Below are 24364 nucleotides of genomic sequence, written 5' to 3'. Positions count from 1 at the left end.
GGTACCAAAACAGTATAAGGGAGAACGTTGGCAATTACAAGTAAAGTTCTTGAAAATGGGTAGCTCTCCCTAGCGGTACATTAGCCGAATGATCTCCTCAATCCCGGGTTCTTTCATCTGGATGTCCAAAGGCTCACCCCAGCCAGCCACTTCTGCCAGGATGCGCGGCGAAGAAATTTTTCCTTTGTCAAAATGAACGGACAAAACATTGCCGGACAACTCCAGCCGTTCAATCCCTGCCAACTCGGCACCCAGGCTTGGCGGCTGGCGATATTCAACCTGAATCAGACTGGGCAAACCGATTTGGCGGCGCATGTCATCCAATGTCGTGTCCATCATCTTTTTGCCGTGATTGATGACGATAATCCGCTTGCACAATTGCTCGATATCGTCCATGTCATGCGTCGTCAGCAAGATCGTCTTTTTCTGCGTCTCGTTCACTTCTTTTAAAAAGGCGCGGATGCGCGTCTTGGCGACCACATCCAGCCCGATTGTCGGCTCATCCAAAAACAGCACAGGCGGATCGTGCAAAAGCGCTGCTGCCAAATCCGCTCTCATCCGCTGTCCGAGCGACAGTTTGCGCACAGGTGTATCCAGAAATTCGCGCATATCCAGAAGCTCCTGGTAAAGCTCCATCGAGTGCCGATACGTGCGCGAATCGATTTTGTACATCGCCTGCAAAATCTCGAACGAATCTTTGACGGGCAAGTCCCACCACAACTGCGTTCGCTGCCCGAAGACGACGCCGATGCGCGAAGCGACCTGTATCCGGTCTTTTTGCGGACTGTAGCCGCCGATGCGGATTTCTCCCCGACTGGGGTGCAAAATGCCGGACAGCATCTTGATCGTGGTCGATTTCCCCGCTCCGTTCGGGCCGATGTAGCCGACGAACTCCCCTTCCCCGACGGAAAAGGAGATGTCGTCTACAGCCTTGACCTCACGCTGCTCCCGGGAAAACAAGGTGCGCACCGAGGCGAAGCGGCCTTTTTTCTCCGGAGACAAATAGAACGACTTGCCGATATGTACAGCTTCTATCATGATGAAAAACCTCCTCAGCTTCCCGTAGAGTGATAATGTCGTATACCTACCTTCCAAAAGGTGAGTGCCAAAAACAATGCGGTCGCCGCCGCAACAGGCGCCAGCAGCGGGTAGTACCAGCCTCCCCCTTTTCCGAGCAAGGCCAGCATCGGCAAGTAATTCATGTACGCGATCGGCAAGGCGGTAAAAAACAGCCATTTCAGCCAGCCTGGATAGAGCGAAATCGGATAGTTGGAGGCATTCGCCGGCGCGTAGATCGTAAAAGTCAGGATGTCTCTCATTTGATGCGTCCAAAAAGAGAGAGCCGCCGAAGACAACGCCATGGAAAAATAAATGACCCCGCCCGAAAGAATCGCGATCGGGGAAAAGACGATCAACCAGAGCAAATCTGCCCCTTCCCGGGCAAGTCCCGCAAGCGAGAGCACCAGCACTGCCACGCCTTGCACGATGCCGCCAATCCGCGAAAGGTCGAGATTGCGCGTAAGCAAAAGCAAGAGCGGCGATACCGGGCGAATCAGCATCTGGTCAAATTCTCCGTGCACGACATACTTCTCAAAATCGTTCACTTCCGGAGCAAACAGCCGATACAAGGAGACAGATGCCGAAGAAATGCCGTAAAGCATGCCGACCTCGTAAATATTCCAGCCAGCCACATCGTTGAAGCGGTGCAAAATGGCGGAAAGAATCACAAAATCGAGAACCATAATCATGCCGGTCGTAGCCGCGCTCGTAATGAAATTCATTTTGTACTGCATTTGCGAGCGGAGACTGGCTGCGATCAGCTTTCGATAAAGCATGAGCACGTCGCTACCCCCCTTGTATTTCCAGCTTTCTTCTTGCTTGCTTCGTCACAGCGAGAGCGACTGCTGTCAAAATGACAGCCCACAGCAGCTGAACCCCGATGCTGTAGGCCGGAGCAAGCTCCAGCCAGTTCATGACCGGATAGTAAATCATGGCGGCAAAAGGCAAAAACGGAGCCAGCTGCCCGAGTACCCCCGGCATCAGATCGACAGGGATCATCTGCCCGCCAAAGCCGAAAACTAGCGAGAGCAAAATGAGGTGCAGCCAGCGCACCTCGGTCGTCCAGAAAGAAGAAATGCCGACCAAATAAAAAAGGAGCATGCCTACGTAGGCAGCCAGCAGAAGCGAGAGCAAAAACAAGAGGTACGCAAGCGGATCGGAGGGGAAAGAAAAGCCTACCGCAAGCCCAAGCAAAAGGCCGATCGGCAGACTGCGGTAACAGGCGTTGTAGAGCAGGCGGCCAAACTCCTGGCTCAAGGTGTACCACAAGTAATGGACAGGCTTGATCATGTCGAGGCTGACCGCTCCGCTGCGCACCCCGACCTGCACATTCAGCCCGGGCGACATGAACGTCGTCACCCAAAGCACGCTTTGGCAAATCGCGATGTAGCAGGCCATCGTTTCCGCGTCGTACGGGCCGTGAACGGCTTTGCCTCGCAGGACTCCCATCCAAATGGCAATAAAAACAAGCCCAAAAATCGAGCTCGCCACATTGTTGATCAGATGAGAGAGACGATACTGAAGATTGCGTCGATAGCTTTTGCGGATAATCCGCCAGTAAACCATAAGAACCTCCTCGTGGAAAAGTCAGGAATAACAGGATAGCAGGGCTCCTATATGATTGCAAGCAAAAAAAGAGAAGGCTCTTCAAAAAGAAGAACCTTCTCTGATAAATCCATCTGCTGTCACGCGGGGTCTCCCTTCACGCCAGCCAGATGAAATCTACCCGCTATTTCATGCGTCTTTGCCGTTTTCAGCGGCTACCAATACGTCTACCTCGCTCTTGTCGAAGGCTTCGGCCATTTCCCGCCCTGGTGCGCGGTCCGTCACGATCAAGTCGATCTGATCCAGACTGGCTACCCGGTACAACATGCTTTTTCCGAATTTGGAGTGGTCAGCGAGAATAATCACCTGATCCGCTCGCTTCATCATCTCCCTGATCACATAGCCGTGATCTTCATCCGGGGAAACAAGCCCGCCCGTCGTCAGCCCGCAAGCTCCGACCAGCAACTTGTCGACGTGGTAATTCGCCAGATTTTCTACGGTTCGGGTGCCGTGCACACACTGATCTTGCGGGTTCACATCCCCGCCGAGCATTTTCACAAGCACGCCTTCCTTGCGCGAAACACTGGCTGCTGTAGCCAAGGAGTTTGTAATGATGACATGGTCTTTTGTCTGCAACGATTCTACCGTCAGTTGAACCGTCGTGGATGCGTCAAGCAGCAAATAGTCGCCGTGTTTGATCAAACGCGCGGCAGCCTGCGCAATCCGCCGCTTCCCTGTCAAATCGAGCTGCATGCGCTCCTGATGAGAAAAGCTTTTTTTGCTCAAGCTAGGCAAAATCGCTCCACCGCGAGTCCGCAAGATTTCTCCCTGCTCCTCCAGCTTGACGATATCTCGCCGGGCCGTATCACGGGAGACGCCGAATTGCTCCACGACTTCCTGTACACTGATTCGGTGGTGCTGCTGCAAATATTGCAGGATCGCGGTCAATCGCTCTTCCTGGTACATCACGGTTTCACTCCATCCTTGCCTTTCTTCCTCATTGTAAGTCATTTACGCATTTTAAGCAATATTATTTAAGTATTCATAAGCATTAATAAGCAAAATGAAGGCACAAAAAAAGCAAGGTGATTGCTCACCTCACTTTTTACGCAGCAAAGCTTACTTTGCTACTTTCACACCTTTGTAGTGACCGCAGCTTGGGCAAACACGATGCGCAAGCTTGTATTCGCTGCAATTATCGCATTTGATCATGCCTGGAATCTCTAATTTGAAGTGCGTACGACGCATTCTTTTACGGGTTTTGGAAGTTCTCCGTTGAGGTACTGCCATCTTCCTTACACCTCCTTCAACTGACAAATGCTAAGATGCTCTATTGGGTGGACAGTATAGGCCAAAAGCTTATGCCGTCCTTCAAAAATGAGACGCTGCATCCGAAGATCGGCGCCTCACCTTGAAAACAAGAGAATACTACTTGCTGTCCTTGAAAAAGTCAGCCAACCCGGCCAAGCGCGGGTCAATCCGCTCATTCTTGCAGCTGCATGCCACTTCGTTGCGGTTTACGCCACAACTCGGGCACAATCCTTTGCAATCTTCCTCGCACAGCGGGAAGGTTGGCATCGCGAGCAAAAAGTCCTCTTGCAACAGCGCAGTAAGCTCGATCTCGTCTCCTTCCAGTGGAAGGATGTCGCTGTCTTCGTCCTCGCTTATGATAGGATCATCTGCCAAAGCAAAGGTTTCGGAGAAGTCTATTGCCGCGTGATGGGTAAAAGGATTCAAGCATCGGGCGCAGACGAAATCGACATCGGCCTTCATGCTGCCTTTTACATAGTAGAGGTTACCGAGCTGTACAGCTTCACCCTCGGCATTCACAGGAGTGATCCCGCGAATCTCGTTATGGCGACCTTTCAGTTCTGCTGCATCGAGCGTCAACTGAAACGGCAGTGCCTCTCCTTTTCGGTGTTCCAACTCTGCTAACTTAATGTTCATAGCACTTCACCTCATGCACAACAAGGATGATTATAGCCCGTGCAAAAAGCTTTGTCAACCATTTTTCCTTGACAGCTTGTTTGCTCAGGAAGATTTCGGTTTTTGTCCATCCAGATACGCAATCGCATCCTTTACTGTCTTGATGGGAACGATCTGCATGGAAGTTCCAATCCGTTTTGCGGTAGCCAGCGCTTCCTGATAATTGGAGGTTGCATCAGGCGTATCCTCGGGTGCAAAGAAAATTTCCGCCCCTGCTTTGTCAGCCGCGATGACCTTGTGGTTGATCCCGCCGATCCGGCCGACTGTCCCATCCAGTGAAATCGTGCCTGTACCGGCGATTTTATAGCCTTTTGTCAAATCCTTCGCCACATCGAGCTGATCCAAAATCTCCAGCGTCATCATCAGCCCGGCAGATGGTCCACCGATCCCTTGCGACGCGATCGTTACTTTTTTCGGAATCACGATCTCTTGCTTGTTGTCCGGACGCACCCCGATGCCGACGGACTTCGACTCTGGCAGTGGTTCCAAGGTTACCATCGTTTTCCCTTCTTGTCCATCTCTTGTATATGTAATCTCGACCTGATCGCCTGCCTTTTTGCTGGCGAGAGCTTGCAGCAAATCTTTGGCTTCGGCGGTGCGCACTCCATCGACGGCGGTGATGACGTCGCCGATTTTCAGCACTTTTTTGGCGGGAAGTCCTTCGATTGTGCCCATGACCCAGACGCCTTCTTTTTCGATCTTGACATCGTAGCCAGCCAGGCGAAAAGCGACCGCTTCGGCGATCTTTTGCGAATTGTCCATCACGGCTTGCTCGCGGCGGACGAAGTCTTCGTTGTCCTCCCCTTTGCTGACCACCAGCTCTTTCGGCATCAGTTCGGCATCAGGCGACATGTTCGCGTAGACGTACCAAGCGAGATTCGCCTCACCCATGCGCACAGTCGTAAGCATGAACGCGCCTGTTTCGTCCTTTTTGCCGCCTTCTACGTCGATCATCGGGCCTAGCGCGATAGCCGAGCCTGGCCTTGTCACATAGTAATTGGTCGGGATAAAAAAAGACAGTCCAGCCACAATCACAATCAAGGCCAAAACCCAGCTAAAGCCTCTGGCTCCTCGCGATCTGCGCGTTTGTCTATAAAGTTGGTCCTCGTTCATCCGTTTTCCTCCCAGTTCGCAATCAGTTGCTGGATGCGCTCTGCTTGCGCTGCACCCTCGCGTTCCCCGAGTTCGATGATTTCCTCCACGCCAGAGTAGGCAATACTGCTATAATGTCCAACATCCGGGCGGATTACGATATCCGCAGCAATGATCCTGTGGCGGAGAATTTCCCGTTCCATCACATCAATCGTCTGGGCAATGACGTCGAAGATGCTGTTCACCTTCATTGGCGTATCGACCTGGGCCACATCGACTGCAATGACGATATCCGCTCCCATGTCTTTCAGCACCGTCACAGGCACGCGGTCAATGACACCGCCATCGACCAGCAGACGCCCGCCAACCTTTTCCGGGACAAATATGCCTGGAATGGAAATGCTCGCCCTGACTGCCTGATCAATCGGCCCATCGCGGAATACAACCCGTTCGCCGGATTCGATGTCAGTCGCCACAATCGCCAAAGGCTTGCCCAGCTCCTCCATCCGCTTCCCGTGAGTGAGCAGCTTGATCAACTGCTTGATTTTCTCTCCCGCGACAAACCCCATGCTCGGTACGGTCAGATCAAGCCAGTGCTTGCGCTTCAGATTGAGCGCGAGCTTCGCCATCATGTGCGGCTCGATTCCGTTTGCATACACCGCCGCAATCAAACTCCCCATACTGCTGCCCGCAAGCATGTCGATCTCGATTCCTTGCGCCTCGAATGCTTTCAAGACACCAATATGCGCAAAACCGCGGGCCCCGCCTGAGCCTAGCGCTACCCCCACGGTTGGCTTTCGCTTCGCCGTCATGCAAACACCTCCTGTAAACAGCCTATGTGACCATTCCCTGTTCCTTTCACACTTGAAAGATACAAGCCTCACGCATAGATCATCAGCCTGTCACGTAGACATGTACTATGATCTTTTCGTCGACACAGGAGGATTCCATGTCACGCCACTCACCGTTTTTCACCTTGTTGCTTGCCCTCTCGACAGTCGCGCTCGTCTTGACCCTTGTCATTTACTCGCAAATTTCTTTTGAAGCCGCCGTCCGTGGACTCAAAATCTGGTGGGAGGTCGTATTCCCGTCCACGCTCCCGTTTATCGTCCTCTCGGAAATATTGATGGGACTCGGAGTCGTTCACTTTGTTGGCGTGCTGTTGGAACCGTTGATGCGCCCTTTGTTCAATGTTCCGGGAACAGGCGGATTTGTGCTCGCCATGGGCTTTTCATCGGGATATCCGGTGGCAGCCAAGCTGACTACCCGCTTGCGCCAGCAGAGCAATATCTCCAAAGCGGAAGGGGAACGGCTCGTATCTTTTACGACGACGGGAGATCCGCTGTTTGTCATGGGCGCGGTGGCAATCGGCTTTTTCCACAGCGAGCAAATGGGAGTCGTCCTCGCCTTGACCCACTATTTGTCGGCAGTCATCATGGGGCTGATTTACCGTTTCCACGCGCCGTTTGCTGCCATAACCAAGCCTTTGGAAAAAACGAATTTGCCCCTCCCGCTCCGCGCGCTGCAAGCCATGCACCGGGCGCGAATCCGCGACGGTCGGCCGTTTGGCAAACTCATGGGGGATGCCGTGCAGTCAGCGCTCAACACCTTGCTCATGATCGGTGGCTTTATCATCGTGTTCTCTGTGTTGATTCAGTTGTTTCAAGCGATTCACCTGACCCAATTGATCAGTACGTTTCTCGCTATTTTCCTCGGTCCCTTTGGCTTTCCTCCCGCCTTTTCCAAAGCCATCGTCGCCGGGCTGTTTGAAGTCACGTTGGGCGCGCAGGCAGCCAGTGTCGTTCCCGATGCCGTATCCATGGTCTGGAAAGCTGCGATCGCCAGCGCCATACTGTCCTGGGGCGGACTGAGCGTCCATGCGCAAGTCGCCAGCATTCTCAGCGAAACAGACATCCGGGTAGCGCCTTATTTGATTGCGCGTGCTCTCCACGCTTTATTGGCTGCCATTTTGACCTTTGTTTTCTGGCAGCCGCTGGTCAAAGCGAGCAACTGGTTTTTGGAAAAAAGCGTTCCCGTCTTCGTGCCGACCACTTCCGGAATCCCCGTTACAAGCTGGTGGGAGACGATCGCTTTTTCTGGCACGCTCGCGGCAGGGGTGGCTGTTCTGCTTTTCGGCATCAGCTTGCTCACCCGTTACTTTCGCAGCAGCAAGCCGAGGTAAACTCGGTTACTCGCTGGCCAATTTGCGCTTGAGCGCTTCTTCAATCGCTGGCGGCACCAGATCGGCGACACTTGCCTTGTACCTTGCCACTTCTTTTACGATGCTGGAGCTGAGATACGAATACTGATTGTTGGTCATCATGAAAAAGGTCTCGATCTGATCGTCGAGCTTTTTGTTGATGGAAGCAACCTGCATTTCGTACTCGAAGTCGGACACAGCGCGAAGACCGCGAATGATCACTTTGGCTCCGCGCTTGTTCATGTAATCGATCAGCAAGCCGTCAAAAGAGTCGATCTCCACATTGCTCATGTCCGCTGTCGCCTGACGAAGCATCTCGACGCGCTCCTCTACGCTGAACAGGGAATTTTTTTTGGAGTTGATCAGAACTGCCACGATGACTTTGTCAAACACTTTTGCCCCCCGACTGATAATGTCGAGGTGTCCATATGTAACCGGATCAAAGCTTCCCGAGCAAACGGCAATCGCCATGTTGCCTCCCCCTTTTTTCTGTGAAAAACGTCTCGACGTTTTTCATGAAATGGAATGCGACCGCAAAAAGCGAGGCGTTCCTATGCTTCTTGCTGCGGCTCGTAATAGTACAAAGTGACCGCTGTCTCGCCGTACGTAGCCTCGCGATCTTTGACGCAATCGCCGATGGCAGCGGGAAACGAGTCCTTGCTGTCGTGTTCGGCGACGATCCAGGCACCTGCTGCGAGCAGACCAAGCTGTTGTAGCTGAGTGATTTCTTCCACGATGTTTTGCTTCGCATACGGCGGGTCCAAAAAAACGAGATCAAACGGCTGCTCCCGCTTTGCCAATTGCCGGATGGCTCGATCCGCATCCATGCGGTACATTTCTGCGTATGCATCAAGGCGGCAGGCGCTGACATTTTGCTTGACGACAGAAAACGCTTTGGCATCGCGCTCGACGAAGACAGCTTTGTCCGCTCCCCTGCTTAACGCCTCAATGCCCAAGCTGCCTGTGCCGGCATACAAATCCAATGCCCAGCCCCCATCAAAGTACGGGCCGATCATGTTGAAAATCGATTCTTTCACTTTGTCGGTCGTCGGACGCGTTCCGCTTCCAGGGACGGCCGCAAGTTTTCTACCTCTGTGTTCTCCTGCGATGACGCGCATAATTGTTCACCTGTTCAAAGAAGTTTGTAGAAGATAAATGCCGCCTGTACCAAGGCCGTTCTGCCTTCAGGCTGATATCATACTATCACAACTGCCTACCCCCGTAAAATTGGCAACTGGAAAATTTATGCCGGCTTCAGGTATACGAGACGCAAAGTTTGGAAAACATGATGGATAGCGACGCAACGGTGTCGCTGACAACCGCGGAGAAGACTTACGTTTCCCCATAAGCTCTTCCTCCGGTTTCTCCTCTCCCATAATTGAAAGGCAGTTCACTTAGGCGCGCGGCGTGTCTGATAGGAGCATTCCGTGCCATCGCTCCCTTCGCGGGAGGAGTTGAACAGCTGCCCCATCGTCATTTGACGAGGGGGTATTTTTTTGTTCCCGGCATGCGCATACTACTTGCACATGTTCCAAAAGGGGGAATTGACATGGCAGCAAAACAACCGTCCGAGCAAAAGCTGAAAGCAGCCAAAGCCCAGTCCATCGCGGATCGTACAGGCATTGGCAGCGAAGCGGCACGCGAAATGCAATCGCGGGCGGACCAGTCCGACATCGTCAAACACGGGCAGTAAAATCGGGCAAAAAGAACGCAACCAGCCGTCCCATGCGATCGGCTGGTTTTTTCATGGAATGGAAAGCAAGCTCGTCTGTGTCAATGTTTCCCGCCTGCATTTCCCTCGCGGCTTCGTCTGGCTGCCTACAAACAATAAGCAAAACGGCCGCACCCATCTCATCACTTACCTCGTGGCAGCATCCAGCCCCAGCCTTATGCCACTACCGAATCGGGAGGAATCGTATGCACACCGTCTGGAAAGGATCAATCAGCTTCGGCCTGGTCAACATCCCGGTTCGCATGTTTACGGCGACAGAAGAACGGGATATTCGCTTCCGCCAGCTGCACAAGGAATGCAACACCCCCATCAAATACACGAAAATGTGCCCGCACTGCCAGCGGGAAGTGGACGCCAGCGAGATCGTTCGCGGCTACGAGTATGAAAAAGGCCACTTCGTCATGATCAACGACGAGGACCTGGAGGCGATCACCCCCGAAACCCGCCGAGCTATTGAGATTCTCGATTTTGTGGACTTGTCGGAGATCGATCCGGTTTACTTTGACAAAAGCTACTTTCTGTCTCCTCAGGACACAGGGGAAAAAGCGTACGCCCTGCTTCGCGCCGCGATGGGCCAAACCGGAAAAATCGCGATTGCCCAGGTGACGATGCGCAATCGGCAAAGTCTCGCCGTCATTCGGCTGTATGAGCATTGCATGATGCTGGAAACGATTTTTTATCCTGACGAAGTACGGCCAGTCAATCAAGTGCCTGCCTTGCCAGAGGCGACCATCCCCTTGGCGGAAAACGAGCTGAAAATGGCAACCGAGCTGATCGGCAATATGACCGTTCCGTTTGACCCAGCCAAATACACCGATGAATACCGCAGCGAGCTGCAAAAAATGATCGAGAAAAAGCTGGAAGGCCAGGAGATTGCCACGGCACCGACCGTCGCTCGGACGAATGTCATCGACCTGATGCAAGCGTTGAAGGAAAGTCTCGCTTCTACCGCAGGCACTTCGCCTGGTCCGGTAAAAATCGAGCCTGAGCCTACGCCAGCAGCAGCGAAACCGAAGCCAAGCCGCAAACGCGCAACTCCCGCAGAGCCGACCGCAGCAGCTCCCAAGCAAATGCCAGCGCAAAGCGAGGCGATGACCACAACCAAAAAGCTGCGTCGCAAAAAAGCGACTCCCGTGTAACGCCATGCAAAAAACCTGCCCGATACGGACAGGTTTTTTGCTTATTTTTCGACCAGTTGCTGCTCTGGCTCGATATGAATATGAACGGTATTGATTTTGTGCACACGTCTCATGCGTTCTTCGATGTGTTCGGTGATGGTGTGGCTTTCTACCACATTAAGGTGCGGCTCCACATGGATCACGACGTCAACCAGCACGCTGCTGCCGTGGTAACGCGCTTTAATATCGCTAATATCTTTTACTCCGGCGATGGACGAGATCGTCTCTTTCAGTTCCCCCAACTCTTCTACGTCAAAGCCGTCGGTCAAGCGATGGGTCGCTTCCCGGAAAATATCCCACGCTGTTTTCAGGATGATGACTCCGACTACCAACGCAGCCAGCGGGTCAAGCCAGTAAAGCTGGAACTGCGCCCCCGCAACGCCCACAAACGTCCCGATGCTGACGAAGGCGTCCGAGCGATTGTCAGCGGCCGCAGCCAGCAACGCCTGGCTGTTTGTTCGCAAAGCGAGCTGACGGTTGTAGCGGTACACGCCCAGCATGATCGCCGCTGTCGCCAATGCCGTCCAGCCTGCGAGCAAATCCGGTGCCGTCGTTTTTTGATCAAACAGCGAAGGAACCGCTTCCGTCACGACTTGCAAGCCGACAAACAGCATGATGAATGACGCGACCAAGGCCGAAATCGTCTCCGCGCGGAAATGACCGTACGGGTGATCGTGGTCAGGCGGCTTGCGGGCAATGCGCAGGCCGATCAGGACCGCAATCGATGCCACCACGTCTGTCGAGTTGTTCAAGCCATCTGCCATCAACGCTTCCGATCCCGTCAGCACAGCAACTCCTATTTTTAACGCCGAGCAAAAGATATAGGCAATAATACTGACCCACGCGCCCCGTTCCCCTTGCTTCAGATCCGAATATACATCCACACTCCATCACCTCAAAAATCTCAATCACTCCGTTCGCTCAAAAGACAAGAACGAAGCGTCATAAAGCAGTTTCTTTTTGATCGAATTACATCGTAACAGACGCGATTCGTGTGGGTCTACAGAAACAGTTTTAGTCCGATTCATGAGTATAGAGGGGGGGAAAATGTGTTGCCCTGTGGCAATTTTTGTTGGAAACTTTTTCTTGCCAACGATGGGCGTTCTCCGGTATCCTAATCTTGCAATCACAACCACAAACAAGCACGGGAGCTTGGAAATCACCAGGCTGAGAGGATGGTACTGTGCCATCGACCGTTGAACCTGAACTGGGTAATGCCAGCGGAGGAATGTCCATATGACACGACAAGTGACGTGTATCTTTTTGCAAAATACCCGTTGCTTCTCTACTCTCGCGTCTGGCGTCGCATGCTCCCATGCGGCGTTTTTTTCGCGACGGGCCTCTTTCGCCTCCCTACAAGGTTCGCGCTTCGTGCAACCACGCCAAGGAGGTTTTTTCATGTCATCCATTTCATCTTTTCCCGGTAGCCGCAAAGTATACGAGGTCGGCAGCCGCCCTGACATCCGCGTGCCGATGCGCGAAATCACCCTTCAAGCAAGCGAAGGGTTGTTCGGCTCTACCCCCAATCCGCCTTTGCGCGTCTACGACACGAGCGGCGAATACACCGCTGACGGATATGTCGCGGACATCGAAAAAGGCTTGCCGCTAGTGCGCAAAGCGTGGATCGAGGAACGCGGCGATACGGAAAGCTATGTCGGCCGGGAGCCACAACTTGTTGACGACGGAATCAGAAGCAGCGAAAAAGCGGTGACGATGCCAGCTTTTCCGCGCGAAGGCTATCGGCCCAAACGCGCTTTGCCAGGAAAAAATGTCACCCAGCTTCACTACGCCCGCCAGCAGATCATTACGCCAGAGATGGAATACATCGCGATTCGCGAAGGAGTGACCCCCGAATTTGTCAGAGCCGAAGTAGCTGCCGGGCGCGCGATTATTCCGGCCAACATCAATCACCCGGAAGCGGAGCCGATGATTATCGGGCGGAATTTTCACGTCAAAGTCAACGCCAATATCGGCACGTCGGCCGTAAGCTCCTCGATGGAAGAGGAAGTGGAGAAAATGATTTGGTCCGTGCGCTGGGGCGCCGATACGATCATGGATTTGTCGACCGGAAAGCACATTCATACGACCCGTGAATGGATCATCCGCAACAGCCCCGTGCCAATCGGTACCGTGCCGATTTACCAGGCGCTGGAAAAGGTCAATGGCAAAGCGGAAGACCTGACCTGGGAAGTGTATCGGGATACATTGATCGAACAGGCGGAACAAGGAGTCGATTACTTCACCATCCACGCTGGCGTTCTGCTGCGCTACATTCCTTTGACGGCAAAACGCGTTACCGGGATCGTCTCGCGTGGCGGCTCCATTTTGGCGGCTTGGTGTCTCGCCCACCATGAAGAAAACTTTTTGTACACCCACTTTGAAGAAATTTGCCACATTCTCAAAGCGTACGACATCAGCGTCTCGCTTGGAGACGGTCTGCGCCCCGGCTCGATTGCGGATGCCAATGACGAAGCGCAGTTTGCCGAGCTGGAAACACTCGGGGAGCTGACGAAAATCGCCTGGAAGCACGACGTGCAGGTGATGATTGAAGGGCCTGGTCACGTTCCGATGCACCTGATTCGCGAGAACATGGACAAACAACTGGAGATGTGCCACGAAGCTCCTTTTTACACGCTCGGGCCATTGACCACTGATATCGCTCCCGGTTACGACCACATCACCTCTGCGATTGGCGCAGCGATGATCGGCTGGTTCGGGACAGCAATGCTCTGCTACGTGACGCCCAAAGAGCACCTGGGACTGCCGAACAAGGAAGATGTGCGCAACGGCCTGATCGCCTACAAAATCGCCGCTCATGCAGCCGACCTAGCCAAAGGACATCCGCGAGCCAAACAGCGTGACGACGCGCTGTCCAAAGCCCGCTTCGAATTTCGCTGGAACGATCAATTCAACCTGTCTCTCGATCCTGAGCGCGCCCGCGAATATCACGATGAGACACTGCCTGCGGAAGCAGCCAAGTCTGCGCACTTTTGCTCGATGTGCGGCCCGAAATTTTGCAGCATGAAAATCTCGCACGACATCCGTCAGCAAGCGCAGGAGCAGGAACAAAACGAGCCTGCGGCTATCGCGGCAGGCATGCAGGAAAAAGCCCGCGAGTTCCGCGAGCAAGGAAGCCAGTTGTACCAATAAACGCCTGGAGGTGGCAAGACATTGAATGAAGCCTTGCGTTTGCGCGCTGAAATCGCTCGCCTGGAGGTGGATTTGGAAAGTCTGAGACGCCAACTGTTCCATTTGCAAAAAGAATGCGCGCACGAGTTCGTCGAAACATCGCTGGCGCGCACCTGCTCCAAATGCTTGCAAACAGAAAGCCTCTATTATTAGAGCACGTATGACATAAAAAAGGTCGGAATCCCTCGTCATGGGATTTCGACCTTTTTTGCCTGCCGGATTCAGCGGGAAGCCTTGACCTGTAGCGGCAACCCTTCCTTATAGTACAGCTCAGGCGACAGCAGGATAAAAAAGAGATGGACGTTCTCGAAGCCTTGCTTCTGCAAGATGCGATTCATCGTGCTGGCAATCTCATCGTGCTTGTTCTGTTCTCGCGGGAACATCATGATTTCCAGAGACAACGGGCTGTTCGTCAACTGCTCGACCAGCAGAAGCTCCAGCTTGACTTTTTCCTCGCTCACTTCAGCGATGCGGGCAAACTCTTCTATAATAAGGGGCGCAACCGATTGCAGCTTTGCTTTTTCAAAACCTTTAAACCGAAGAAATGGCAAGTCAATTCCTTCTTTCCGTAAACATGCGGCTCGCCAGCTTCCAGCAAGTCCAGGCTGTTCCTCAAAATCATTACCATAGTAATTATAAACTACAGTCTATTTCTAGATCAATGAAAAAAAGGGCTATATCCAAAGAACGACTCTCCCCTTACGCACTGTGGTGGACGTACCACGATTAGGAGGTTTCAAGCCATCCGGCGGATATAGCCCATCCATACTTGTTCATACTCTCTTCATATGAATGTCGATTCATATGAAATTTTCTCTAGTATACCTTATATTCAATACTTAATCAACTAAGAAGTTTCGTAAAATTCGATCACAACTGCTGTTCAAGACTCTTTGCATAGACCGCAAACAATCGTGGGACTGTACGAATACGAGCGACCGCTCCAGCGGAACTTCAAGCAAAGCAATTACGGAGGCCCTATGCCACTTGAACCGATCACCCCTTTTGAACCGATCCAAACCGAAACGATACCAGCCGGAAGCAACTGGATTGCCCAGGTGAAGTGGGACGGGGTCAGAATGCTCACCTACCACGACGGCAACAAGACACAGCTCATCAATCGCAAAAAGAATGATCGCACGAGGCAATACCCCGAATTTGCCCGGCTCGAACGCTACTGTTCCGCCTCATCTGTCATTCTCGACGGAGAGATGATCGCTTTTGACAGCCAAAAACCGTCTTTCCACGAAATCATGAAAAGAGACAGCCTGCGCAAGGAACTGAGCATCCAGCTCGCCATCGAGCAAACTCCCGTCACCTACATGGTGTTTGACGTCCTGTATTGGAATGGCAGCTGGGTAACCGACAAACCGCTCGGCGAGAGACAAGAGATTCTAGCGCAGATCATGCTTCCCGAGCCAAATGTGCAGATCGTACAAAATGTCAGTGACCCGCACAGCTTGTACGATGTGATGAAGCAGCATCACATGGAAGGAATCGTCTGCAAAGACTTGACGAGCACCTACCTCCCGAGCGGAAAAGATGCGCGTTGGCAAAAACTCAAGATTTTTCACGATCTGTATGCCGCAATCGGCGGTGTCACGCTGCGCGATGGCGTCGTGAATGCCGTCCTGCTTGGCTTGTTTGACGACGCCGGAAGACTTGTGTACATCGGTCATGCAGGCACCGGGAAGCTGACCCAGCGCGATTGGCGCGACCTGACCGAACGGATCAAACCGCTGCTCCTAGACAGCATGCCTTTTGCCAATCAACCGGAACGAAAAAAAGACACTCTCTGGCTAAAACCGGAGCTGATCGCCAAAGTCCAGTTCATGGAATGGACCTCCGGATTGACGATGCGCCAGCCGAGTATTCAGGCGTTTGTCGATGGCAGTTTGGCTGACTGTACGTGGAAGCAAATCAATTGATCGCCGACTCCCCGCCTGCTACTGCCGAAAGTTTCCTTGTTGTTTGGGACGGCCCAGCCTTTGTTTCCCGTGATTAAGGGCCTGCATTTCTCCGTAACTGGCAAGGAGCGCAATGACCATGAAAATAATGTAGGCGATCGCGGTGGCAATTCCCGCTGCGGGAGATTTGTCGCTGAGCATGTCTCCAAGCAAGATCGTCAGAATACAGCCTGCGAAGCTGATCGCTCCTCCCCACACCATCATGCGGTAAAATCGATGCAGCTTCGTTCCTCTGGGGATCAAGGTCTGGCCTTCCTCCCGCTTTTTCCTGCGGGCGACGATAAACAAAAACAGAAGCAACGGCACCTGAAACAAGATGACGATGAAAGGAAAGCTGTAGCTGATAAACTGGTCGATATCAGCGACCTTCGGAAAAGCAAGCAAGGTTGACACAACCAGAAAACAGCCGCACGGCGCATTGTACGTATTGTAATGCAGCTGTCCGCCAAACGATCCAACCCCTACGAGAAAAGCCAAATACGCGACGATTACTTTAATGCTGAACGCCGGGAACCACAGGCTGAACAAAATCATTTCCACCCGGTCAAGAAAATCGGTCAGATGAATTTGCTGGACGAGAATATAGATCGGAAAATTAAGCCTGCTCGCGATGACGTATCCCATCACTCCAAGCAAAATCAAGATCATGATCGTCGTCGTGAAGCACACAATCATGATCCCGTGCTTCATCGCCGCAAACAGAAGCCTTGGCTCGCTGCTGGCATGCAAGAACGCCCCGAATAGCAATATATCCCCATAGACGCCGAGCGGGAGCAGATTGCTCACTGCAATCCGTTCGAGAGTCGTACTGAGGATCGGTTCCAGCCGCTCGATGCTGTACTCGTTCATTAAAAGAAAGTACAGCATCAGGCACATGATAAAGTAGGCGGGAAAGTAAATCTCGTTTACCCGCGCTGCCACTTCCAGACTCGTCTTGCCGTAATACATCAACAGCAAAACGAACACGAGCAGAATGATTTCCAAAGGCGTCTGCGGCAGCAGGGAGACGTGCAAAAAGTCCGCGGCGCCTTTTATATCGAGAGCGAGAATGATCCAAATGTAAAAGAGGATCAACAGATTGATGAATCCACCGATCCATTTGCCGCAGATGATGAACACTATCTCAAACAAATTTTTGCCGGGGTAGGCGCGCACCAGCTCCGACAAGACATACGCTACCAACAAAGCGTAGCAGGCTGGGAGAATTTGCGAGAACCATGCATCCATTTTGGCGACCTGCACGACTGTCCGCAAAAAGCTGATCATCATCCCTGTCATCAACAAACTGCCGACCAACCAGGCAATTTGCCGGTGATTGACGACTTGCTTATGTATCATGCTCTCCCTCCTCTACAACATATGTTCGATCCATGTTTTCACCTGAGGCGTGAAGATGTTCAGAAAAAATCCGGTCGAGAGCATTTTGTCGTGCTGATATTGCACAGCGTATATCCCGATGACGGAAAGCGCGTAGAGGGAGTAGATGACGATTTGCTGTTTTCTCTCCATATGCTTGCGCTTCAGTATAAAATCCCAAAAGGAACAAACTAGCATCAGCCCAAACAAAAGCAGGAACAGTCTATTCACGTCCGCCTTCTTCCTTCGTTATGTTTTTGGTCGTTTGCCCAACGTCTTGCACGACGACTTTGCTGTGGATTTGGAACGTTATGTCCGGCAGGTGATCATTCCAGTTTTTTCGATACGTATCCCGCCATTCTTTCGGGAACTGTCTGGCTAAAATGATCCCGAGTCCGATCGTGTCCGTCCGATACTTTTGCATCAAATTCAACGTGTCCTTGACGCTGACCTCGACTTCTTTTTTTAGCTTGTTCTCGATTAAGGCAATATTTTTTTTCTGATCCAGATCAAGACTCGTCATGTTTTCAACCACGACACTCGTCGCAAAAACCGTAATATCGTAATGAATGCGCCCTTTTTTAATGACAGGCTTCAAGTCCGCTTTCCCTTTGGAAAAGTAGACCGTCAGCCGCTCTTTGTCATTCAGGGAAACGACCACCGAAAAAGGGGTGAACGTTCGTTGGAACCAGCGAAGACCTTTGATCGCCTGAGATTTTGCCATATAAACAAGCTTGTCCCCGCGAAACAAGCCAATCCCCATAAACTCCACTTCTTTTGACTTGCCCTTCGGATGAGAATCAACAGCATCAATGATGGGCAGAAAGGCATCGACCCCCGGTGTCGTCAGCATCTGGGCTACATCCTTGAGCGATACGGCAATCGCCTCCATCTTGACCAGTTCACGCATCGCCTCTCCCGAAAAGCGCTCAAACTGCGGCTGGGCGTTCAACAGCTCAATCCCTTTTCCTTTGGTCATGACCAAATAGGCCGTTAAACGATTCTCGGGAAATCGCGCTACGATATCCAATACGTCGCTCATTCCCTCCTTGGCGAGCTGTTCTCCGATGACAATCATGCGATGGTGGGAGTAGTACAGTTGACGCGACATCCGCGACTGAATAATATTGTTCGCTTCCCGGATCGTCTTGCCCACAGCGGAATCAACATAGTAAGACTTGTCACCGCTCGTCCCGCCGCCTCCCCCCGACGTCGAGCCGAGACTGCTGACAAGCGGCACCTGGACGGACAAGCGGTATTGCCCGTTTGGCTCCTTGTCCATAGCCATCGCAATCACGAGTGCCATGTCGTTGACTTCACGCCGATCCCAGCAGCCTGCCACAGGCAAGAGACATAAAAGCAACACGACTATCGGAGTAAGACGTCTCACGCTTTTCCCTCCCCGTCAGATTTCCCGCCGCTCGTAGTCCCTGCCTGCCCTCCTCTTTGCTGGACTTTATTGGAAAAACCCGCGTTCATCTTTCGCGCATTTTGGATTCCTAGAAAGCTGGGGCGTTTTTCCATGAATGACCAGGGCACTCGTACCAGGACGTCTTTCATGTCTCCAATCGACATAGGCGCAAGCGGAGACAAATAAGGCACTCCAAACGAACGCAGGTTGGCCATATGACCCAAAATCAGCAAGACACCCACCAAAATCCCGTAGATGCCGAGAATCGAGGCTGCGATCATCAGCGGAAACCGAAGCATGCGCAGCGAAATCGCTACATTGAAATGCGGAATCGTAAAAGACGCGATCCCCGTAAGCGAAACGACAATCACCATCGGCGCCGAAACAATCCCCGCCTGTACGGCAGCTTGCCCAACTACCAGCGCGCCCAAAATACTCACGGCCTGCCCGACCGTTTTCGGGAGGCGAATCCCCGCTTCGCGCAATGCTTCGAAAGCGATCTCCATGATGAGCGCCTCGACAATCGCCGGAAAAGGAATCGCTTCGCGCGCAGCGGCTACGCTAAGCAAGAGCGTGGTCGGCAGCATTTGCTGGTGGTAGGTCGTAATCGCCACGTACAAGGCAGGAGTCACGAGCGCAATCACCATAAACAAATAGCGCAGCCAGCGAAGCAGCGTCGTCATCTGGAAGCGCTCGAAGTAATCCTCGCTCGCTTGCAGCATCATCCAGAACGTAGCCGGGGCGAGCAAGACCATCGGCGTGCCGTCCACAAAAATCGCGACCCGTCCCTCCAGCAGCGAAGCCGCTACCGTATCCGGCCGCTCCGAGTACATCAGCTGCGGAAAAGGCGAGTACACGTTGTCCTGGATCAGCTCCTCGATATAGCCACTCTCCAAAACCGCATCTATGTCGATATTGCTGATTCGCCGGGAAACTTCATCCACGACTTGCGGGTCTGCGATTCCTTCCAAAAAAGCCACCACGATGTTCGTGTTTGTCTCGCGGCCCACTACCAACGATTTCATTTTCAATCTGGGCGTGCGCAACTTGCGGCGAAGCATCGACGTATTTGTGCGGATGTTTTCAATAAAGCCCTCGCGAGGTCCACGGACGACCGCTTCCCCCTCCGGCTCGTTGACCGATCGCTTTTCTGCCCCGCGGATGCCGAGCGTGAGCGCTTCCACATTTCCATCGACCAAAATTCCTGTATCTCCAGACAGTACCGCCTGCAAAAGCTCTTTGTAGTCGCTGACCCTGTCAATTTGTGAAACAGGCAGTAGCCGTTCCTCGATAACGCGAATATCCTCATCCCCGTCTTCGAGCACCATCAGAGATTGCAGCGCCTGGTTCACTTCTTTGGTGTCAATCAGTCCGTCAACAAAGATCGCTGCCGCGCGCTCGCTGTTCCTTTGCCGGAACTCCCGTATGACAAAGTCCGAGCAGTCGGAAAAAAGCTTTTCCAGCACTTCGATGTTGTCGTCAAGGCTTGGAAAAAGCGGAATGCCTTCCAGCTCAAGCAAGCTGCAAGTGTCAATCGTCTCCAACAATTCTTTTGTCTTGCTCTTTTTCTTGAACTCCATCTCATCACCAGCCACTGGAAAGCTAACCGTATTATGGGTGATTTGCTGGAAAGATATGCAGTGCGCCTGCTGCTTGCATAGCCGATCGACCATCAGGAGAAAGTAGGAGCACATCTGCCGTCCAAAGGAAGGTGCCGCCGTGGCTTATGCAACCAAAGAATACGAGCTGACCATCGCCGAACGTACAATCAGCATCAGCAACCCTGAAAAACCGCTCTGGCCGGAAGCAAACGTGACCAAGCTCGATTACTTGCGTTACTTGCTGACCGTTGCTCCCTACATGCTCCGCTACGCCCATGATCGGCTGCTCACCGTGATCCGCTACCCGCACGGGATTCACGACAAGCATTTTTATCAAAAAAACATCCCGGACTATGCGCCTGACTGGATCAAGACTCATACGTGGGAAAACGTTCGCTATGTGCTATGCAACGATGAAGCCACGCTGCTCTGGATGGCGAATCAGGCCGCTTTGGAGTGGCATGTTTCCTTTCACCTGGCTGCCGACGAAACACCGACAGAGCTGGTGTTTGATCTCGATCCATCCACAGACGACTTCTCGGTGGTGATTGAGTCAGCTCTTCTATTAAAAGAACTGCTCGATGAGCTGAAGCTGCCCGCTTACGTCAAGACGTCCGGTGCAAGCGGCCTGCAAGTGTACGTTCCGATTGAACGCCGCTATGCGTTTGAACAAACGAGACAGGTCGGGCACTTTATCGCTTCCTATCTCGTCAGCAAGCATCCCGCTTTTTTGACTATCGAGCGCATGGTCAAAAACCGCGGCACCAAGCTGTACATCGACTACCTCCAGCATTGGCGGGGCAAGACACTTCCTGCGCCTTATTCCACACGGGCAAAAAAACTTGCGACCGTCTCTGCTCCGCTGCGCTGGGAAGAGCTGCCGCAGGCTCATCCCTCCGCTTACACCGTGCACACCGTCCCGGAGCGGCTACGCGAGCTGGGGGATCTCTTTTCCGCCGTCTCCCAACCGGACAAGCCAGCATCCCTCGATCCCATCCTTGACTTTTTGCACGCTCGCTAGTCTTCTAGTTGGAATCATGCCGCCCAGATGTGCTATACTGTGCACAGACGTTTTCAGGCAAGGAGGCATTTTCATGATTGATCCGATCGCAATATCGCTCGGACCCCTTAAAATTCACTGGTATGGCATTATTATGGGATTGGCTTTCTTTCTCGGGACATACCTCGCGAGGCACAATTCCAAACGTTCCGGCATCGATCCTGACCACGTCCTGAACATGGTCGTTCTGATCATCCCGGCAGCGATTGTGTGCGCCCGTCTGTATTATGTTGTATTTGAGTGGGCGCAGTACAAAGACAACCTGATGGATATTTTCGCCGTCTGGAAAGGCGGACTCGCCATCCATGGCGGGCTGATCGGGGGAGTTCTGGCGGGGACGTACTACATTCGCAAGCACAATCTGCCCTTCCTTCGCCTGGCTGATATTTTCATGCCCAGTGTCATTCTGGGGCAAGCTATCGGCCGCTGGGGAAATTTCATCAACCAGGAAGCACACGGAGAGACGGTCTCTGCTGAGTTCATGGCGAAATTTCCGGCATTTATCCGCGATCAGATGTTTATCGGCGGACAGTATTATCACCCGACCTTTTTGTATGAATCGCTGTGGAATCTTGTCGTCTTCGGCATTTTGATGCTGCTGCTCTACCGTTTGAAAAAATTCGATGGTCAAGTGCTGTTCAGCTACATGATCCTTTATTCAATCGGACGCTTCTTCATTGAAGGAATGCGCACAGACAGCCTGCTGATTGCCGACACGCTCCGGGTCGCCCAGCTGGTCAGTCTGAGCCTGATCGCTCTCGGCGCCATCCTGATGCTGGTCTTCGCTCGCAAAAGCAAGCAGTCCAGACCTTCTCAAAATTCAATGGAATAGCAATCAAACCAATTGCAAAAACCACTCTCGCCTCGCTGGCAGAGTGGTTTTTTTCGTCTCCCTCGTCTGAATTGTCGCAATGCAGGAAATAACTAAGAGAACAGGAGGGGTTTTCAGATGGATGACAATCTATTGGAAGAGTATTTGGATCGGCCCGTCCGCATCCATTTTTCACCGGACAAGGTTGGACCCGGGCTTGCCTCGTATGTGGACGGAAAGCTGTACGATTACAGCGTGAACGGCATCTTGATCGAGGAACGGGACGGCTCGCTCGACTACATCCCTTTTTCGGCTGTGCGGCTCGTGCAAATCAAGCCGAAAGCCAGCTTGTGGGAGCGGTTGACCGGGGCTGGATAAGCAAAAAGACACCTCGCTACGAAATCGCTTCGTAAAAAGGTGTCTTTTTTGACATGTATCGTTCCCTTTACAGGAAAACGTCCAAGACAACGTAACAGGCAGCTGCGAGAAGACCCGTCACCGGAAGCGTAATGATCCAGGTAACGATGATTCGGCCAGCCAAGCCCCATTTCACTGCGTTCAGCTTTTGTGACGCCCCTACCCCCAAAATGGAGGAAGTGATTACGTGCGTCGTACTGACAGGCAGTTTCAAAGTAGTAAAGATTGTGATAATCAAGGCAGAAGACAGGTCGGCGGAAAAGCCACTGATTGGCTTGATTTTCATAATCTTACCACCCATCGTCTTGATGATCCGCCAGCCGCCAAAAGATGTTCCCAAAGCCATGGCAAGCGCAGCAGACAGCTTCACCCACAACGGAATGGTAAACTCGCCCGGCTCCTGCACGAGGAAGCCGCCAGAAAGCAATGCCAGTGTAATGACACCCATTGTTTTCTGGGCATCGTTGGCTCCGTGGCTGAATGACTGCCAGGAAGCGGACAAGACTTGCAGCATTCGGAAGCTGCGATTTGTTTTATGATAGGCCGTATTTGCCACGAGAGCAGATACGATTTTGATCACAATAAAACCGATAACAAAAGCGACGATTGGCGAAATGATCAATGCTTTGACGATCTCAATGAAGCCTTCCATGTTGATGGAGCCAAAGCCGGATGCGCCAACCGCAGCACCAGCAACGCCACCGATGATGGCATGCGAGGACGAGCTTGGGATACCGAACCACCAAGTGATCAAATTCCACAAGATCGCTGCTGTCAAAGCGGCCAAAACGACAACCAGTCCATTTTCCAGCTTGAACGGGTCCGTAATTTTTCCCCCGATCGTCTTCGCTACACCCGTATACGTCAAGGCGCCGAGCAGGTTGAATAGCGAGGCGATCACAATCGCTGTACGCGGGCTCAAAGCTCGGGTCGATACAGAGGTTGCAATAGCGTTGGCCGTGTCGTGAAAACCGTTGATGAAGTCAAAGCTAAGCGCCATGATGACGACAAGAACGAGAATGATCACCTCTGGCGAAAGATCAAGCATTCTTTAACACGATCCCTTCCACCAGGTTCGAAACGTCCTCGGCAAAATCGGCACAGTCTTCCAGCTTGTCGTAAATTTCCTTGAGCTTGATTGCTTCGATCGGATTCGCATCTGGCGAGTTCAGCAGATCGGACACCATTTTGCGGTAATTCGAGTCGGATTCGTGCTCCAGGTCTTTGATTTCTCTAGCAATTTTCGAGACGACTTGATGATCGAGCTTGCGCAAGGTGCGGATGAGTTCGATCAGCTTCGCGGAGCATTTCACCAAGATGTTTGCTTGCGCCAAAACGCGAGGCTCTGGCTGGCGAACCTGATAGAGGTACATGCGATCGGCAACCCCGTCAATGTAATCGATCATCGAGTCCATTGTATGAGCGAGCTGGTGAATGTCTTCCCGCTCAAGTGGAGTGATAAAGGTAGAATTCAACTCGTTCATGATTCGGCGAACGATTTCATCCCCTTCTTTTTCAACAGCTTTGATTGCCTTAACCTTGGCTTCTACATCCTGATAGTTGCCTATCATTTCATAAAAAAGATGAGTCCCTTTGTGCACCGTGGCAATCTGCTGTTCAAACAGATCAAAGAAGATATACTTGTTAGATTTCAACATACGGTCCTTCTTCACTCCTTTGGATAAATCACACCTAAACGATTATATCGAAAGTTATTGTTGACGTAAATTTAAATTCAAGGGCAAGTGTGTAGATTTTTC

The 24364-nt window shown here is 52.4% G+C and carries 27 protein-coding genes and 1 riboswitch; of the genes, 9 read left to right on the top strand and 18 right to left on the bottom strand.

Annotated elements, in window-relative coordinates:
* Window positions 1-69 precede the first annotated feature (69 nt).
* From IRJ17_RS15825 to IRJ17_RS15790, 8 genes are all read right to left on the bottom strand, one after another.
* The gene (locus IRJ17_RS15825) at window positions 70-1038 is read right to left on the bottom strand and encodes an ABC transporter ATP-binding protein (protein WP_242771080.1); all 969 of its coding nucleotides are present in this window, start codon (window positions 1036-1038) and stop codon (window positions 70-72) included.
* 14 nt (window positions 1039-1052) lie between these two features.
* The gene (locus tag IRJ17_RS15820; RefSeq protein ID WP_217365054.1) at window positions 1053-1835 is read right to left on the bottom strand and encodes an ABC transporter permease; all 783 of its coding nucleotides are present in this window, start codon (window positions 1833-1835) and stop codon (window positions 1053-1055) included.
* A 10-nt stretch (window positions 1836-1845) separates the two neighbouring features.
* On the bottom strand, window positions 1846-2625 hold the full coding sequence (locus tag IRJ17_RS15815; RefSeq protein WP_122965159.1) for an ABC transporter permease: 780 nt from the start codon (window positions 2623-2625) through the stop codon (window positions 1846-1848).
* Between the two features lie 168 nt (window positions 2626-2793).
* Window positions 2794-3570 carry a DeoR/GlpR family DNA-binding transcription regulator gene (locus IRJ17_RS15810; RefSeq protein WP_242775277.1) on the bottom strand — a complete coding sequence of 259 codons (777 nt, stop codon included), beginning with the start codon at window positions 3568-3570 and terminating at the stop codon, window positions 2794-2796.
* A 153-nt stretch (window positions 3571-3723) separates the two neighbouring features.
* Window positions 3724-3894, bottom strand: coding sequence for a 50S ribosomal protein L32 (gene rpmF / locus IRJ17_RS15805; RefSeq protein ID WP_005834357.1), 171 nt, complete (start codon window positions 3892-3894; stop codon window positions 3724-3726).
* A 138-nt stretch (window positions 3895-4032) separates the two neighbouring features.
* Window positions 4033-4551, bottom strand: coding sequence for a YceD family protein (locus IRJ17_RS15800; RefSeq protein WP_063227682.1), 519 nt, complete (start codon window positions 4549-4551; stop codon window positions 4033-4035).
* An 84-nt stretch (window positions 4552-4635) separates the two neighbouring features.
* Window positions 4636-5703 (bottom strand): SepM family pheromone-processing serine protease, encoded by a 1068-nt coding sequence (locus IRJ17_RS15795; protein ID WP_173598895.1) that lies wholly within the window; start codon window positions 5701-5703, stop codon window positions 4636-4638.
* Window positions 5700-6494, bottom strand: coding sequence for a patatin-like phospholipase family protein (locus tag IRJ17_RS15790; RefSeq protein ID WP_173598896.1), 795 nt, complete (start codon window positions 6492-6494; stop codon window positions 5700-5702). Before IRJ17_RS15790 ends, IRJ17_RS15795 begins: the two co-directional genes overlap by 4 nt.
* 137 nt (window positions 6495-6631) lie before the next feature.
* Here IRJ17_RS15790 and ylbJ point away from each other — a divergent pair, with 137 nt between their 5' ends.
* On the top strand, window positions 6632-7864 hold the full coding sequence (gene ylbJ, locus IRJ17_RS15785) for a sporulation integral membrane protein YlbJ (RefSeq protein ID WP_173598897.1): 1233 nt from the start codon (window positions 6632-6634) through the stop codon (window positions 7862-7864).
* A 6-nt stretch (window positions 7865-7870) separates the two neighbouring features.
* Here the strand turns inward: ylbJ and coaD are convergent, their stop codons facing one another.
* Both coaD and rsmD read right to left on the bottom strand, forming a co-directional pair.
* Entirely contained in the window at window positions 7871-8353 is a 483-nt protein-coding gene (gene coaD / locus IRJ17_RS15780) for a pantetheine-phosphate adenylyltransferase (RefSeq protein WP_063227686.1), read from the bottom strand.
* Between the two features lie 80 nt (window positions 8354-8433).
* Window positions 8434-9000 carry a 16S rRNA (guanine(966)-N(2))-methyltransferase RsmD gene (rsmD, locus tag IRJ17_RS15775; protein ID WP_122965154.1) on the bottom strand — a complete coding sequence of 189 codons (567 nt, stop codon included), beginning with the start codon at window positions 8998-9000 and terminating at the stop codon, window positions 8434-8436.
* Window positions 9001-9431: 431 nt separating this feature from the next.
* Between rsmD and IRJ17_RS15770 the strand changes: the two genes are divergently transcribed.
* Window positions 9432-9575, top strand: coding sequence for a hypothetical protein (locus tag IRJ17_RS15770; protein ID WP_167470328.1), 144 nt, complete (start codon window positions 9432-9434; stop codon window positions 9573-9575).
* 224 nt (window positions 9576-9799) lie between these two features.
* The gene (gene ku / locus IRJ17_RS15765; protein ID WP_173598898.1) at window positions 9800-10753 is read left to right on the top strand and encodes a non-homologous end joining protein Ku; all 954 of its coding nucleotides are present in this window, start codon (window positions 9800-9802) and stop codon (window positions 10751-10753) included.
* A gap of 41 nt (window positions 10754-10794) precedes the next feature.
* On the opposite strand, the gene IRJ17_RS15760 is transcribed toward ku, so the two are convergent.
* Entirely contained in the window at window positions 10795-11676 is an 882-nt protein-coding gene (locus IRJ17_RS15760; protein WP_122965151.1) for a cation diffusion facilitator family transporter, read from the bottom strand.
* Window positions 11677-11926: 250 nt separating this feature from the next.
* A riboswitch (TPP riboswitch) is annotated at window positions 11927-12038 on the top strand.
* Between the two features lie 152 nt (window positions 12039-12190).
* Between IRJ17_RS15760 and thiC the strand changes: the two genes are divergently transcribed.
* Together thiC and IRJ17_RS15750 are read left to right on the top strand one after the other, a co-directional pair.
* Window positions 12191-13942: a phosphomethylpyrimidine synthase ThiC gene (thiC, locus tag IRJ17_RS15755; protein ID WP_122965150.1), complete on the top strand. Its 1752-nt coding sequence runs from the start codon at window positions 12191-12193 to the stop codon at window positions 13940-13942.
* Window positions 13943-13963: 21 nt separating this feature from the next.
* The gene (locus IRJ17_RS15750; protein WP_167470327.1) at window positions 13964-14134 is read left to right on the top strand and encodes a hypothetical protein; all 171 of its coding nucleotides are present in this window, start codon (window positions 13964-13966) and stop codon (window positions 14132-14134) included.
* Between the two features lie 68 nt (window positions 14135-14202).
* Here the strand turns inward: IRJ17_RS15750 and IRJ17_RS15745 are convergent, their stop codons facing one another.
* Window positions 14203-14532 (bottom strand): DUF1904 family protein, encoded by a 330-nt coding sequence (locus IRJ17_RS15745; protein ID WP_122965149.1) that lies wholly within the window; start codon window positions 14530-14532, stop codon window positions 14203-14205.
* Between the two features lie 429 nt (window positions 14533-14961).
* Between IRJ17_RS15745 and IRJ17_RS15740 the strand changes: the two genes are divergently transcribed.
* Window positions 14962-15909: an ATP-dependent DNA ligase gene (locus tag IRJ17_RS15740; RefSeq protein WP_173598901.1), complete on the top strand. Its 948-nt coding sequence runs from the start codon at window positions 14962-14964 to the stop codon at window positions 15907-15909.
* A gap of 18 nt (window positions 15910-15927) precedes the next feature.
* On the opposite strand, the gene IRJ17_RS15735 is transcribed toward IRJ17_RS15740, so the two are convergent.
* From IRJ17_RS15735 to IRJ17_RS15720, 4 genes are read right to left on the bottom strand one after another with little or no spacing between them, the layout of a single operon-like run.
* Window positions 15928-17286, bottom strand: coding sequence for a GerAB/ArcD/ProY family transporter (locus tag IRJ17_RS15735; RefSeq protein ID WP_217021394.1), 1359 nt, complete (start codon window positions 17284-17286; stop codon window positions 15928-15930).
* A 12-nt stretch (window positions 17287-17298) separates the two neighbouring features.
* The gene (locus IRJ17_RS15730) at window positions 17299-17535 is read right to left on the bottom strand and encodes a hypothetical protein (protein ID WP_173596471.1); all 237 of its coding nucleotides are present in this window, start codon (window positions 17533-17535) and stop codon (window positions 17299-17301) included.
* The gene (locus IRJ17_RS15725; RefSeq protein WP_122965145.1) at window positions 17528-18694 is read right to left on the bottom strand and encodes a Ger(x)C family spore germination protein; all 1167 of its coding nucleotides are present in this window, start codon (window positions 18692-18694) and stop codon (window positions 17528-17530) included. Before IRJ17_RS15725 ends, IRJ17_RS15730 begins: the two co-directional genes overlap by 8 nt.
* Window positions 18691-20295, bottom strand: coding sequence for a spore germination protein (locus tag IRJ17_RS15720; RefSeq protein ID WP_122965144.1), 1605 nt, complete (start codon window positions 20293-20295; stop codon window positions 18691-18693). The genes IRJ17_RS15725 and IRJ17_RS15720 overlap by 4 nt, the downstream gene beginning before the upstream one ends.
* 139 nt (window positions 20296-20434) lie before the next feature.
* Between IRJ17_RS15720 and ligD the strand changes: the two genes are divergently transcribed.
* The 3 genes from ligD to IRJ17_RS15705 all read left to right on the top strand — a co-directional run bounded on the left by ligD (window position 20435) and on the right by IRJ17_RS15705 (window position 22565).
* Window positions 20435-21337, top strand: coding sequence for a non-homologous end-joining DNA ligase (gene ligD / locus IRJ17_RS15715; protein WP_173596469.1), 903 nt, complete (start codon window positions 20435-20437; stop codon window positions 21335-21337).
* A gap of 73 nt (window positions 21338-21410) precedes the next feature.
* Complete coding sequence (lgt, locus tag IRJ17_RS15710; RefSeq protein ID WP_122965142.1) at window positions 21411-22208, top strand: prolipoprotein diacylglyceryl transferase; 798 nt, start codon at window positions 21411-21413, stop codon at window positions 22206-22208.
* A gap of 117 nt (window positions 22209-22325) precedes the next feature.
* Entirely contained in the window at window positions 22326-22565 is a 240-nt protein-coding gene (locus tag IRJ17_RS15705) for a hypothetical protein (protein ID WP_122965141.1), read from the top strand.
* A gap of 67 nt (window positions 22566-22632) precedes the next feature.
* Here the strand turns inward: IRJ17_RS15705 and IRJ17_RS15700 are convergent, their stop codons facing one another.
* Both IRJ17_RS15700 and IRJ17_RS15695 read right to left on the bottom strand, forming a co-directional pair.
* Complete coding sequence (locus IRJ17_RS15700; RefSeq protein WP_122965140.1) at window positions 22633-23652, bottom strand: inorganic phosphate transporter; 1020 nt, start codon at window positions 23650-23652, stop codon at window positions 22633-22635.
* Window positions 23645-24262 carry a DUF47 domain-containing protein gene (locus IRJ17_RS15695; protein WP_005836349.1) on the bottom strand — a complete coding sequence of 206 codons (618 nt, stop codon included), beginning with the start codon at window positions 24260-24262 and terminating at the stop codon, window positions 23645-23647. Before IRJ17_RS15695 ends, IRJ17_RS15700 begins: the two co-directional genes overlap by 8 nt.
* Between the last annotated feature and the right edge of the window lie 102 nt (window positions 24263-24364).

The organism is Brevibacillus parabrevis (assembly GCF_022701015.1).
Lineage (GTDB): Bacteria > Bacillota > Bacilli > Brevibacillales > Brevibacillaceae > Brevibacillus > Brevibacillus parabrevis.
This window is presented reverse-complemented; position numbering and strand designations above follow the sequence as displayed.